This is a genomic window from Mycobacterium sp., assembly GCF_050701515.1.
GTDB lineage: Bacteria > Actinomycetota > Actinomycetes > Mycobacteriales > Mycobacteriaceae > Mycobacterium.
Genome location: NZ_JBOGDB010000320.1, coordinates 1 through 12,358, shown reverse-complemented (window position 1 = coordinate 12,358; position 12,358 = coordinate 1). Strand labels below are relative to the sequence as shown.

12 protein-coding genes are annotated in these 12,358 nt (G+C 68.4%); 3 read left to right on the top strand and 9 right to left on the bottom strand.

The window, feature by feature from the left end:
• A partial coding sequence (locus ACRDU5_RS23015; protein ID WP_526617300.1) for a carboxylesterase/lipase family protein occupies positions 1-993 on the bottom strand: 993 nt, incomplete at its 3' end.
• A 76-nt stretch (positions 994-1,069) separates the two neighbouring features.
• Between ACRDU5_RS23015 and ACRDU5_RS23010 the strand changes: the two genes are divergently transcribed.
• Positions 1,070-1,762 (top strand): hypothetical protein, encoded by a 693-nt coding sequence (locus ACRDU5_RS23010; RefSeq protein ID WP_526617299.1) that lies wholly within the window; start codon positions 1,070-1,072, stop codon positions 1,760-1,762.
• On the opposite strand, the gene ACRDU5_RS23005 is transcribed toward ACRDU5_RS23010, so the two are convergent.
• Positions 1,759-2,232, bottom strand: coding sequence for a hypothetical protein (locus tag ACRDU5_RS23005; protein WP_526617298.1), 474 nt, complete (start codon positions 2,230-2,232; stop codon positions 1,759-1,761). The two genes, ACRDU5_RS23010 and ACRDU5_RS23005, sit on opposite strands and share 4 nt — an antisense overlap.
• 213 nt (positions 2,233-2,445) lie before the next feature.
• Positions 2,446-2,787, bottom strand: coding sequence for a hypothetical protein (locus ACRDU5_RS23000; protein WP_526617297.1), 342 nt, complete (start codon positions 2,785-2,787; stop codon positions 2,446-2,448).
• A 124-nt stretch (positions 2,788-2,911) separates the two neighbouring features.
• Here ACRDU5_RS23000 and ACRDU5_RS22995 point away from each other — a divergent pair, with 124 nt between their 5' ends.
• On the top strand, positions 2,912-3,256 hold the full coding sequence (locus tag ACRDU5_RS22995; protein ID WP_526617296.1) for an RNA polymerase-binding protein RbpA: 345 nt from the start codon (positions 2,912-2,914) through the stop codon (positions 3,254-3,256).
• On the opposite strand, the gene ACRDU5_RS22990 is transcribed toward ACRDU5_RS22995, so the two are convergent.
• The 6 genes from ACRDU5_RS22990 to cobN form a co-directional block, all read right to left on the bottom strand.
• Complete coding sequence (locus tag ACRDU5_RS22990; protein WP_526617295.1) at positions 3,253-4,020, bottom strand: polyprenol monophosphomannose synthase; 768 nt, start codon at positions 4,018-4,020, stop codon at positions 3,253-3,255. The genes ACRDU5_RS22995 and ACRDU5_RS22990 overlap by 4 nt on opposite strands.
• Positions 4,013-5,707, bottom strand: coding sequence for an apolipoprotein N-acyltransferase (lnt, locus tag ACRDU5_RS22985; protein WP_526617301.1), 1,695 nt, complete (start codon positions 5,705-5,707; stop codon positions 4,013-4,015). Before lnt ends, ACRDU5_RS22990 begins: the two co-directional genes overlap by 8 nt.
• A 76-nt stretch (positions 5,708-5,783) precedes the next feature.
• Positions 5,784-7,376, bottom strand: a complete 1,593-nt coding sequence (locus tag ACRDU5_RS22980; protein ID WP_526617294.1) for an amidohydrolase — start codon at positions 7,374-7,376, stop codon at positions 5,784-5,786.
• A 1-nt stretch (position 7,377) separates the two neighbouring features.
• Positions 7,378-7,854, bottom strand: coding sequence for an FxsA family protein (locus tag ACRDU5_RS22975; RefSeq protein ID WP_526617293.1), 477 nt, complete (start codon positions 7,852-7,854; stop codon positions 7,378-7,380).
• Positions 7,855-7,887: 33 nt separating this feature from the next.
• Positions 7,888-8,274 carry a PPOX class F420-dependent oxidoreductase gene (locus ACRDU5_RS22970; protein ID WP_526617292.1) on the bottom strand — a complete coding sequence of 129 codons (387 nt, stop codon included), beginning with the start codon at positions 8,272-8,274 and terminating at the stop codon, positions 7,888-7,890.
• A 20-nt stretch (positions 8,275-8,294) separates the two neighbouring features.
• The gene (cobN, locus tag ACRDU5_RS22965; protein ID WP_526617291.1) at positions 8,295-11,867 is read right to left on the bottom strand and encodes a cobaltochelatase subunit CobN; all 3,573 of its coding nucleotides are present in this window, start codon (positions 11,865-11,867) and stop codon (positions 8,295-8,297) included.
• 51 nt (positions 11,868-11,918) lie between these two features.
• On the opposite strand from cobN, the gene ACRDU5_RS22960 reads away from it, so the two are divergent.
• Positions 11,919-12,358 (top strand): DUF6597 domain-containing transcriptional factor (locus ACRDU5_RS22960; protein ID WP_526617290.1); only part of this gene is annotated, 440 nt, incomplete at its 3' end.

Sequence of the window (12,358 nt, the reverse complement as noted above, 5' to 3'; positions counted from 1 at the left end):
CGTCGGCAGCATCTTGATGAATCGAGTGAACAGTCGGCCCTCTTCGGCATTGGTGCCCACGATCAGCGGCACAGGGTGGGCCTTGCCGCTGCGCATCGCCTGTATCGGGTGCAGCGGCAGGTAGTCGGTGTCGGATGTCGGACCCAGCGGAAATGCGCCGAGCATCTCGCGCTGGGCCATCACGATCAGCTCGTCGAGCGCATGCACCATCTCTACAGGTCGGGCGGCCATTACCGCCTGCGCCCCGTCCTTCTTGCCCGCGCCCAGCAGCGCGGCGAAACGCGTGGCAAACTCGGCGGCCACCTGCGCCGAACTGACCATGCCGCTGGCGGGGCTCTCCGAAATCGCCCGTGCGAAAAGGCCTTTGGCGGCGGGCACCGCCAGCAGCGTCGCGACGGCGTGCGCTCCAGCGCTTTCACCGAAGATCGTCACGTTCTCGGGGTCGCCGCCGAACACCGCGATGTTGTCGCGCACCCACCGCAACGCCATCACCAGATCCCGCAAGAACAGGTTGTCGTCGATGGTGACGTTGCGGTTCGACAGCGACGAAAGGTCCAGGCAGCCCAACGGGCCCAGCCGGTAGTTCACCGATACGTAGACACAGCCGCGTCGCGCCAGTGCGGCACCGTCGTAGAGCGGTGTGGCCGAGCTGCCCATCCAGTAGCCGCCGCCGTGGATGAACACCATCACCGGCAGCGATTGCTCGCGGCGTCGTTTCGGCGTGGTCACGTTCAGCGTCAGGCAGTCCTCGCCCATCGGCTGGTACTTGCCGACACCGAGCATGGTGTATCTGCGGTGCTGCGGCGCGCAGTTCGCGAACCCGTGGCAGTAGCGCACGCCCGGCCACGGCTGCACCGGCCGCGGGGCGCGCAACCGTGATTCACCCACCGGCGGCTGGGCGTAGGGAATGGACCGCCAACGGTGCACGCCGTCGCGGGTGAAACCCTCGACGGTGCCGGAGTTGACGGTTGCGCGGACCACGTGTTCGTGCATCACCCGACCGTAACGAACGAACTCGCGCCGCCGCGCCTCGCCGGCCAACCGGTGTCGGCCCGCTAGCCTGGCCACTATGCGGATAGCTGTGCTGATCGCGGCGTCTGTGCTGGTTGCGGGGTGTTCACTGGGCGGCGACGCCGAACGCGCCGAGCCGTCACCATCGCCGCCGGTAAGGACGACAGCCGCCACCCCGGGCACGACCCAAGAGTCCCGGCCCACCTCGACGCCTCGCGCCCAACCGCCGGGATCGGGGGCACCCGTCGGTGAGGTCATCGCCTTCATCGAGTCGGGGCAGCGCGCCGATCCCGCCACCTACCACTCCGCGACCCGGGATGGCACGGCCACCGAGTTGGGCGACGACATCGCCTTCACCACTCCGACCGGCAGGGCCAACTGCATGACCGACGGAAAGTACTTCGGCGGCGCGCTGGCCTGCCTGGTGGACCTGACGAATCCGCCGCCGCAACCTGCCGAGGTGTACGGCCAATGGAAGGGCGACTGGGTCGACTTCGCCGGGCCGAGCGTCGAGGTCGGCTCCGCGCACGGCGATCCCGGCCGGTTTACCCGCGGCACCGGTCCGGAGCTGCCCTACGGCCACGCGCTGGCGTTCGGCGACTACCGCTGCCGGGCCGATGAGACCGGCCTGTTCTGCGTGAACTATGCGCACCGATCGGCGGTTCGGTTCAGTGCCGATGGCGTCGAGCCGTACGGATGTCTGCAGAAGGTGACACCGCCGGCCGGTATCGGCGAGAAGTTCAGCTGCTAGGCAACGCCGTCGGGGCGAGCGCGTTCCCGGGCCTTTTCGGGGTAGGCGTGGGTCATACCCACCGCACCGACGATGACGACGACGGGAATCACCCAGTTCGTCCAGTGGATGGTCGACGGTGCCTTGGCCGCGATGAAGCCGAGCAATGCGATGAGCGCGAACACCAGCGCCCACATCAGTGTCAGCACCTGGTTGGTGCGTCTGAAAGCCAGCTTCTCCCACTCCTGCCGCGGCACCGCGTCAGCGGCGTACTGCTCCGTGAACGGCACGAATGCCAGTGACCCCAGCGCCATCACGGCCAGCGCACCACTCGAGATCGTGGTGGCGTAGGTGTCCATCCAGTCCCGGTCGTTGGCGCCGACGACGGAGCCGGCGATGGTGATCGACGTGAAGAATCCGATCGTCACGATTTCGAGCAGCTTGGGCCTGCTCCACCCCATCGACACGCCCAGAATGACCGTGGAGATCACCGCACAGAGCGCACCGTAGAGCCATGTGCTCGGGCCGCCGGCGACAACCCAGTAGACGATCCACGGTACGAAACCAATGAATGGGCTCCGCTCGAACCATTCCTCCATGGTCAGGCCAGGCGGAAGTTTCCGTTGACCGGAACCGGCGTCACTTCGTGGCCGTTGAGCTTTGTCATGCGATCAGCATGAATGGCCGGAGGGCTCCGGGGGCCTTCATCGCCAACCGTCGGCGGCCTTGGCGGCCCGCATCAATGCGGCGCACAGGTCCCGCAATTCTGCGCGCGCGGCCCCTTCATCAATGGCGGTCGCGACGTCCTCGGCGGCACATCTCACCTGGTAGACGCGATCGGAGAGCTCGCAAGCCTCGCCGGCGGTCAGGACCACCGAATCCGGCGCCAACGACGTGCCCTTCACCAGCGCACGCTGCTCGTAGGCACGTTGTCGGCAGGACTGCCGACAGTACTGGCGGCGCCTGCCCAGGTCGGCGTCGGCGACTTCACGACCGCACCAGCGACAGGGTTGACGACGGCTCCTAGATCGGCTAAGTCGTGCCACGGACCCGACTGTAGACGGCCGCGGGCGCGAATCCCGGTATCATCGACGGCTGAGTGTCGGGAACTGTGCGCCGCGTTGCTGCGTTGATAATCCGGACAAATCGCATGTAAGAGGAGTGTTGACGATGGCTGATCGCGTCCTGAGAGGCAGTCGCCTCGGAGCCGTGAGCTACGAGACCGACCGCAACCACGACTTGGCGCCGCGTCAGGTCGCCCGGTACCGAACCGAGAACGGCGAGGAATTCGACGTCCCGTTCGCCGACGACGCCGAGATCCCCGGCAGCTGGCTGTGCCGCAACGGGATGGAGGGCACCCTGATCGAGGGCGATGTGCCGGAACCCAAGAAGGTCAAGCCGCCGCGTACGCACTGGGACATGCTGCTGGAGCGCCGCTCCGTCGAGGAGCTCGACGAACTGCTCAAGGAGCGCCTCGACATCATCAAGAGCCGCCGTCGCGGCAGCGGCAGCTAGCGCACGACGCCGCGGGCGCGATCCAGGCGCCCGCGAAAACCCCATTCCGCGACCCGCAGCAGTGCCTCGCGGATGTTGGATCCGCTCATTTTGGATTGGCCGAGCTCGCGTTCGGTGAACGTGATCGGCACCTCGACGACGACGAACCCGTTGTTGATGGTGCGCCAGGTCAGGTCGATCTGGAAGCAGTAGCCCTTTGAGTCGACGGCTGCCAGGTCGATCTTCTCCAGCACCTCGCGCCGGTAGGCGCGGTAGCCCGCGGTGATGTCGTGCACGTCGACGCCGAGCAGCACCCGCGAATAGCCGTTGGCGGTCCGAGACAGCACCAGCCGCCGACGCGGCCAGTTGCGCACCACGCCGCCGGGCACATACCGCGAGCCGATGGCAAGGTCTGCGCCCGCGTCGACGGCGTCGAGCAGCCGGTGCAAGTGCTCGGGCGCGTGACTACCGTCGGCGTCCATCTCCACCAGGACCGAATACTCGCGATTCAGCCCCCACGCGAAACCGGCCAGGTACGCGGCACCCAGTCCGTCCTTGCTGGTGCGGTGCATCACGTGTACCCGGTCCGGATCTGCCAGCGCCAGCTCGTCAGCGAGCTCGCCGGTGCCGTCCGGGCTGCCGTCGTCGACGATCAGTATGTGCGCGTGGGGCTGGGCCTGGTGCACCCGTCCGACGATCAACGGCAGGTTCTCCCGCTCGTTGTAGGTGGGGATGATGACCAGAGTGCGCTGACTCGGGCGTTCGCCGCCCTTGCCGCTAGTCATGTGGCTCCTTTGTCGTTGCCGCGTCGTCCCGACGACGCGCGAACCTCCCATTCTGCAGTATCGCCGCGATCACGGCTCCGACGCCGATCGCCATCAGCACGCCCTGCAACAACGGGCCCCATCGTGTTGCGGCCGTGAGCTGCGTCTTCAGCCGAATCGAGGTGTCGAGGTAGGCGGGTTCGAAGAACGCGGTGCGAGCAAGCTCACGGCCGTCGGGCGCGATCACCGCGCTGATTCCGGTGGTGCCGGCCACCACGACGTAGCGGTTGTGCTCGACTGCCCGCAGTTTGCCGAACGCCAGCTGCTGGGCGCTCATCCCCTCGTTGAACGTGGCGTTGTTGGTCGGAACCGCGAGCAGTTGGGCGCCGTTGCGCACCGCCTCACGCGGCGCCCGGTCGAAGATGACCTCCCAGCAGGTCGTCACCCCGACCGGTATGTCGGCCGCCTGCACCACGCCGGTGCCGCTGCCGGGTACGAAATAGCCGGCCCGCTCGGCGTACGGCGAGAGGTGCTCGAAGAAACTCCGGAACGGCAGATACTCGCCGAACGGCTGCACGATCTGCTTGTCGTGCCGATCGCCGGGACCGGTCTCGGGATTCCAGACGATCACCGAGTTGGTCGACACCGGGTTGTCGGGACTGTCGCCGGGTCCGGCGAGCACGGTGCCGACCAGGATCGGTGCGTTGATCGCCTGCGCCGCGACCGTGATCTGGTCGGCGGCGTCCGGGTTGGCCAGCGGATCGATGTCCGACGAGTTCTCCGGCCAGATGACGAACAACGGCTGCGGCGCTCGCCCGGCGCGCACGTCCTCGGCCAGCCGCAACGTTTCCCGCACGTGGTAATCGAGCACAGCCCGGCGCTGGGCGTTGAAATCCAGTCCGAGCTGCGGCACGTTGCCCTGCACGGCGGCGACGGTGACGGACGGCTCGTCGGCTGCGCCCGCGGCGGAATGTCGCACCGCCGGCCAGACCGCCGCCGTGCACAACAGCACAAGGCAGATGCAGACGCCGGGCAGCACCACCGCCGGTGGCGCCGCCGACGTCACGTCGCCGCCCGGCTTGCCGGCCGCGTCGCGCTGCCACCAATCCACGGCCTCCAAAGCTAGTGCCGCCAGGCTGAAGCCGAGCAGCGTCACCGCGAACGACACCAGGGGTGCCCCGCCGACCTGAGCGAGCGGCAGCAGCGGGCCGTTGGTTTGGCTGAAACCGACCACACCCCAAGGGAATCCGCCGAACGGCACTGTCGACTTGATCCACTCCACGCCGACCCATACCCCGGCGAACCAGATCGGCCAGCCGGGCAATCGGCGCACCACCACCGCCAACAGACCGAACAGGCCGGGAAAGACGGCCTGCACGACCGCAAGCGCCAGCCACGGGAACAGTCCGACCAACTGGCCGGTCCAGGGCAGCAGCGGGAGGTAGAAGGCCAGGCCGAACAGGAAGCCGTAGCCGAAACCGCCGACGAGCCTGGTGGAGTTCCGGGTCAGCACCCATGCCAGCGCGGCGAACGCGACGATCGCGGCGTACCACCAGCCGAAGGGCGGGAAGCTCAGGCACAGCAGCAGTCCGCCGACGATGGCCACACTGACGCGGGGCAGCCGGGGCAGCACCGCCTCGCCGATCCGGTCGACCCAGGGCGGCACTTCCCGTTCGGCAGCGGGCTTGTCGGACGGTTCGTCGTCGATGGGGGCGTCGTCGGCAAGCGCCGGAAAGGAGTCGGTGTCGTCCTCCGCGCGCGCCCACTCGCGGTGGTGGGTCGACTTAGCCATGGATAACGGCACCTCGATGGACGGTCTGGACGCATCGCGGCAGCCGGTCGCCGGAGTCCAGCCGGGGCAGCGCGGGCACCCGCGATCGCGGATCGGTCGACCAGCGTTGCAGCGCGTCGTCCGGCGCGCTGACCTCGTATTCGTCGTATTCCCAGATCGCATAGGACGCGGGTGCGCCGGGGACAAGCGTTCCCGTGACGCCGTCCCGCAGGCCACTGGCGCGCCACCCGCCGCGGGTCGCGGCGGCGAACGCCGCGCGCATCGAAATCGCGCTGCCCGGCGTCTGATGCCGGGCGGCCGCGCGAACCGTCGACCACGGATTCATGCCGGTAACCGGGGCATCGGAGCCGAAGGCGAGGGACACGCCTGCCGATGCTAACAGCGCGAACCGATTGAGCCCGCTGCCCCGATCGGTGCCGAGACGCTGGGCGTACATCCCGTTGGCTCCGCCCCACAATGCGTCGAAATTGGGCTGCATGCTGGCGATGACACCCCATGCACCAAGCCGATCCGCCTGCTCGGCGGTCACCATTTCCAGGTGCTCGAGCCGGTGCCCGCAGCGCGCGACGGCCGGCGCCCCGAGCCGGTCGACGACCCGCCCGAAAGCGTCGACGACAGCGGTGACGGCGGCGTCTCCGATGACATGGAAGCCGGCGGTGACGCCCGCTTCGGTGCAGGCCTGCAGGTGCACGGTGATGGTCTCGGGGTCGAGGTAGGTGTTGCCGCAGCGGTCGGGCGCGTCGGCGTACGGCTCCTTCAGCCAGGCCGTTCGCGACCCCAGGGCGCCGTCGACGAACAGGTCACCGGCCAGCCCCTGTGCGCCCGTCGCCGCTACCAGGGTCCTGGCCTGTGCAGCGCTGGTGACCGCTTCGCCCCAGTAGCCGACGATCTCGATGCCGTGCCGGGCGCCGCGCAGTTCCTGCCAGTCGTCCAGACCGCCGATGTCGGGGCCGGCGCATTCATGGACAGCGACAATCCCGTTGGCCGCGGCGTGGTCCAGGGCGGCGGTGCGGGCCCACGTCCGCTGCTCGGGCGTCAGCCGCTCGCGGGCCGCGGCCCGAACCAGGTGATGGGCGTCGGCGGTCAACGGGCGCTGCGCATGGAAGCCGTGCGCCGCGGCCAAACCCGGCGTGAGCCGGCGCAATGCCGTAGACGCCACGGCCGAATGCACGTCCACGCGGGCCAGGTAGGCAGGCCGGTCACCGACAACGCCGTCGAGCTCGTCCGTGCTGGCCGGTGCGGTCTCCGGCCAGGCCGACTCGTCCCAGCCATGACCCCAGATCGGTCCGTCCGGGTGTGTCCGCGCGTACTCGGCGAGCAGCGTGAGGCAGTGCCGCAATGACGTGGCGGCGCGCAGATCGAGCCCGGCGAGCGTGAGGCCGGTCGCGGTGAGGTGGACGTGGCTGTCCACGAACGCCGGTGCCACGAAGCCGCCGTCGAGGTCGATGACCTCTGCGTCGGGAAACTGCGCCGTGCCGACGGCGTCGCTGCCCAGCCACGCGACGGTGCCGTCACGAACCGCCATGGCGGTCGCGTCCGGCATGACCGGGCTGTGGATCCGGCCGCCAAGCAGCAGCGTCGTCAAGTCAGTCGGTCTTGCGGGGCAATGTGTCACGTTCGACGTCTACGACGTCGATCACCTCACCGTCGATGTAGTCGCCGCGCCCGGCCGTATACCGGGAGCCGGCGGCCGCAGTGGCGGCCGTGATCAGCGGCGCGCGCCGCAGCGCGATCGCGGTGGCCAGCGGACGGGCGGCCGCGCGGGTAGGCGGTAACAGCAGCAGAGCACCCAGGACCGAGCTGGCCAGGCCGGGAATGACGACCAGCACTGTGCCCAGCGCGACGAGCACACTGTCTGCCACGGCCCCCTGCGCGGTTCGGGCGGAGAGACCCGACTGCAGGCGACGGAGGTGGCGCTTGAGCTGTGAGCCCGCCAGCGCGAGGCCGACGACGAAGGTGCCGAGCAGCGCCAGCACCGTCCAGCCGAACCCGATCGTCGAGACCAGGGCAACGATGACCGCCAGCTCGACGACCACATAGGTCAGGAAAAGCCGCATCGCCATGATGTGCCAACGCTTCGCGGCGCCGTGGAGTTCCTAGGCGGACGCCGGCCGGAGCTCCAGTCCGACGTTGCTCTGCATGCCGCCGCGCAACTTGCTGAACAGGTTGAACACTTTGCCGACGATCCCATACCGCTTGCCGATCGCGTCATACACGACGCCGTTGTGCGATTTGTCCAGAATGGCGGCGGTGGCGTCGATTGCTTCGCTTTTGGGGTTGCCGCGTATGTCGCAGACCGCCAGCGTGACGCGCGGCGTGTTGCGGATCCGCTTGACCTTCCACGAGTCCCCTTCGGTGATGACCAGTAGTCGATCCCCGTCGGGGGCCATCCAGATCGTGGTCGGCTTGGGCCGGCCGTCCTTGGTGAACGTGGTGAGCAGGATGTATTTGGCCTTGGCAATCTCGGCGAAAGTGGGAGCCACGCGTTCAATCTAGCGGCAAGTCATCCTTCGAGTTCGCCCTCGGTTTCCAGTAGCACCCGGCGCAGGCCATCGAGAGTGCTGGGCTCTGGCTGGGCCCACATGCCGCGATCGGCGGCTTCGAGCAGCCGTTCGGCCATCCCGTGCAGCGCCCACGGATTGGACTCGGCCATGAACTTGCGGTTCTCGTCATCGAGAACATAAGAGTGGGTGAGTCTTTCGTACATCCAGTCCGCCAGCACGCCGGCGGTGGCATCGTAGCCGAACAGGTAGTCGACGGTGGCGGCCATTTCGAACGCGCCCTTGTAACCGTGTCGCCGCATCGCCGTCATCCAGCGGGGATTGACCACGCGGGCCCGGAACACCCTCGTGGTCTCCTCGGACAGGGTTCGGGTGCGCACGGCGTCGGGCCGGGTGTTGTCGCCGATGTAGGCCGCCGGTGCCTGCCCGGTCAGTGCCCGCACGGTGGCCACCATTCCGCCGTGGTACTGAAAGTAGTCGTCGGAATCGGCGATGTCGTGCTCACGAGTATCGGTGTTCTTGGCCGCCACCGCGATTCGACGGTATTGCCGGTTCATGTCGTCGGCAGCCGGCGCTCCGTCGAGGCCACGTCCGTAGGCGAATCCACCCCAGGCGGTGTACACCTGTGCGAGATCGGCGTCGTCGCGCCAGTTGCGGCTGTCGATCAGCTGCAGTAGCCCGGCCCCGTAGGTGCCCGGTTTGGAGCCGAAAACCCTTGTGGTCGCCCGACGTTGGTCGCCATGCTCATCGAGGTCGGCCTGGGCGTGGGCGCGGACGTAGTTCTCGTCGGCGGTTTCGTCGAGGTTCGCGGCGAGCTGCACCGCGTCATCGAGCATCGTGACAACATGCGGGAAGGCGTCCCGGAAGAAGCCTGAGATCCGCACGGTGACATCGATACGGGGCCGGCCCAGCTCGGCAAGCGGAATGGCCTCCAGGTCGACGACCCGCCGTGACGCGTCGTCCCAGACCGGCCGAACACCCAGCAGCGCAAGAACTTCGGCGATATCGTCGCCCGCGGTGCGCATCGCCGACGTGCCCCAGACCGACAGGCCCACGGAGAGCGGCCAGCGACCGTAGTCGTCGCGGTAGCGGGCCAGCAGCGAATCGGCCATCGCAGCACCGGTTTCCCAGGCCAGCCGCGACGGCACGGCCTTGGGATCGACGGAGTAGAAGTTGCGCCCGGTGGGCAGCACATTGATCAGGCCCCGCAGCGGCGAGCCCGACGGTCCGGCGGCGATGAACCGGCCGTCGAGGGCCCGCAGGATCTGATCGATCTCGCCGGACGTGCCCGACAGCCGGGGCACCACTTCGGTGGCGGCGAACCGCAGAATCGTCGCGACGTCGTGGTTGTCGCTGAGCCGGTCGGCCGCCGCCGCATCCCAACCGATCTCCTGCAGCGCGGCAACCAGGGCGCGCGCGGCGGCCTCGGCGTCGTCGACCGCGGCGCGCTGGTCGTTGCCGTCCTCGGCCAGCCCCAGCGCCTGCCGCAAGCCCGGCACACTCTGGTCACCGCCGAACAGCTGTCGGGCCCGCAACATGGCCAGCACCAGGTCGAGTTGGGCTTCACCGGTTGGCGCTTGGCCCAGGACGTGCAGCCCGTCGCGGATCTGGACGTCCTTGATCTCGCACAGCCAGCCGTCGACGTGCAGCAGCATCTCGTCGAACGAATCGTCTTCGGGGCGTTCGGCCAGGCCGAGATCGTGGTGCATCTCGGCGGCCCGCATCAACGTCCAGATCTGCTGGCGGATGGCCGGCAACTTGCCCGGATCCAGCGCGGCGATGTTCGCGTGCTCATCGAGCAATTGTTCCAATCGCGCGATGTCCCCATAGGTTTCGGCGCGGGCCATCGGTGGGATGAGGTGGTCGACGAGCGTGGCGTGGGCGCGCCGTTTAGCCTGGGTGCCCTCCCCCGGGTCGTTGACCAAGAACGGATAGATCAGCGGCAGGTTGCCCAGCGCGGCATCGGCCCCGCATGCTGCCGACATACCCAGCGTCTTGCCCGGCAGCCATTCCAGGTTGCCGTGCTTGCCGAGGTGCACGACGGCGTCGGCGCCAAAACCGTTGCCCAACCAGCGGTAGGTGGCCAGATAGTGGTGGCTGGGCGGCAGATCGGGGTCGTGGTAGATGGCGACCGGGTTGTCGCCGAAACCCCGTGGCGGCTGCACCATCAGCACCACATTGCCGGCCTGCAGTGCGGCGATGACGATCTCTCCGTCCGGGTTTCGCGTCCGGTCGACGAACAGGTCGCCCGGCGCTGGACCCCAGTGTTCGGTGACCGCGTCGGTGAGTTCAGCGGGCAACCTGGCGAACCACTCGCGATATTCGTTGGCGGACAACCGAATCGGATTGCCGGCCAACTGGCCGTCGGTCAGCCAATCGGGGTCTTGGCCACCGCGCTCGATGAGTGCATGGATGAGCGCATCGCCGTCTTGCGCGTCCACGCCCGGTATATCGCCGATGCGGTAGCCGGCATCGCGCATCGCGCACAGCAGCGCCACCGCGCTGGCCGGAGTGTCGAGTCCCACCGCGTTTCCGATGCGGGCGTGCTTGGTCGGGTAGGCGGAAAACACCACCGCTACCCGTTTGTCTTCCGCCGCGATGGAGCGCAGCCGCGCGTGCCGCACCGCGAGGCCGGCGACGCGGGCGCAGCGTTCCGGGTCGGCGACGTAGGAGATCAGGCCCTCGTCGTCAATCTCCTTGAAGGAGAACGGGACGGTGATGAGGCGGCCGTCGAACTCCGGCACCGCCACCTGCGTCGCGACGTCGAGCGGACTGAGCCCGCCGTCGTTGTCGTGCCACTGCGAGCGTGAGCTGGTCAGGCACAGCCCCTGCAGGATCGGAATGTCCAGCGCGGCAAGGTGTGCCACGTTCCATGTGTCATCACGACCGCCCGCCGACACGGTGGCCGGGGTCGCTCCCCCCGCCGCAAGGACGGTGGTCACCATCGCGTCAGCCGATTTCAACGCGTCCAGCATTTCGGGCTCGGCGGTGCGAAGCGACGCGCAGAACACCGGAAGCGCCCGCCCGCCGGCGTCCTCAATGGCACGACACAGCGCCTCGATGTAGCCGGTGTTGCCGGCCAGATGCTGGGCGCGGTAGTAGAGGACTGCGATGGTCGGGCCGTCATCATTTGATGACGCCCGCTCGAGGACACCCCAGTTCGGGGAGGTCACCGGCTCGCCGAACCCGAGTCCGGTCATCAGCACCGTGTCGCAGAGGAATGCATACAGGCCGCGGAGATTCTGCACTCCGCCGTGGGCCAAATAGATGTGCGCCTGTACCGCCACGCCCGCCGGGACGGTGGAATGGCTCATCAGCTCGGCGTCGGGCGCCTGCTCGCCACTGACCACCACCGTCGGCACACCGCTGCCCACGACGGTGTCGATGCCGTCCTGCCAGGACCGGTAGCCGCCGAGGATCCTGACGACGGCGATGTCGGCACCGTCGAGCTGCTCTTCGAGCTCACCCGCGACGAGCCGCGACGGGTTGGCCCACCGATAGCCCGCCCCGCTGGAACGGGCGGCGATCAGGTCGGTGTCGGATGTCGACAGCAGCAGAACGGTCGGCTCGGGCACTCACCATTACTACCGCACGGGCGACGCGGTGCGCCGACTAGCGTGAGAGGGGTGGGTGCGAACTTCACCACGGGCACGCCGCATCCGTCACTGCGGGGTGTCGTGCTGCGCTACGAGGGATTCACGGAACGGGCCCCGGGTCCGGTCACCTTCCGCGAGCTGCCCTGCACCTACCTGCCGATCATCATCGACCTCGACGCGGGATGGACCGTCGTTCACCAGCAGCACCCCGAGCCGTTGCGACTCGGCTCCTTCATCGCGGGCGTCACCGATGGGCCGGTACTGGTCGGGCACGACGGGACGGCGCACTGCCTGCAGGTCGACCTGACACCGCTCGGCGCCCGTCGGCTCACCGGGGTGCCGATGAGCGAGCTGGCCAATCGCTCGGTGCCGCTCGACGACGTGTTCGGCCGGTTCGGACGTGACCTGGTGCAGCGCGTCGGCGAGGCGACCGACTGGCCGACGCGGTTCGGGTTGATCGACCGGGCTCT

What these genes read in the sequence shown, in the direction of transcription:
- ACRDU5_RS23010 (WP_526617299.1), top strand. Translation starts at nt 1,070, where the DNA reads ATGCGGATAGCTGTGCTGATCGCGGCGTCTGTGCTGGTTGCGGGGTGT.
- ACRDU5_RS22995 (WP_526617296.1), top strand. Translation starts at nt 2,912, where the DNA reads ATGGCTGATCGCGTCCTGAGAGGCAGTCGCCTCGGAGCCGTGAGCTAC.
- ACRDU5_RS22990 (WP_526617295.1), bottom strand. Translation starts at nt 4,020, where the DNA reads ATGACTAGCGGCAAGGGCGGCGAACGCCCGAGTCAGCGCACTCTGGTC.
- ACRDU5_RS22975 (WP_526617293.1), bottom strand. Translation starts at nt 7,854, where the DNA reads ATGGCGATGCGGCTTTTCCTGACCTATGTGGTCGTCGAGCTGGCGGTC.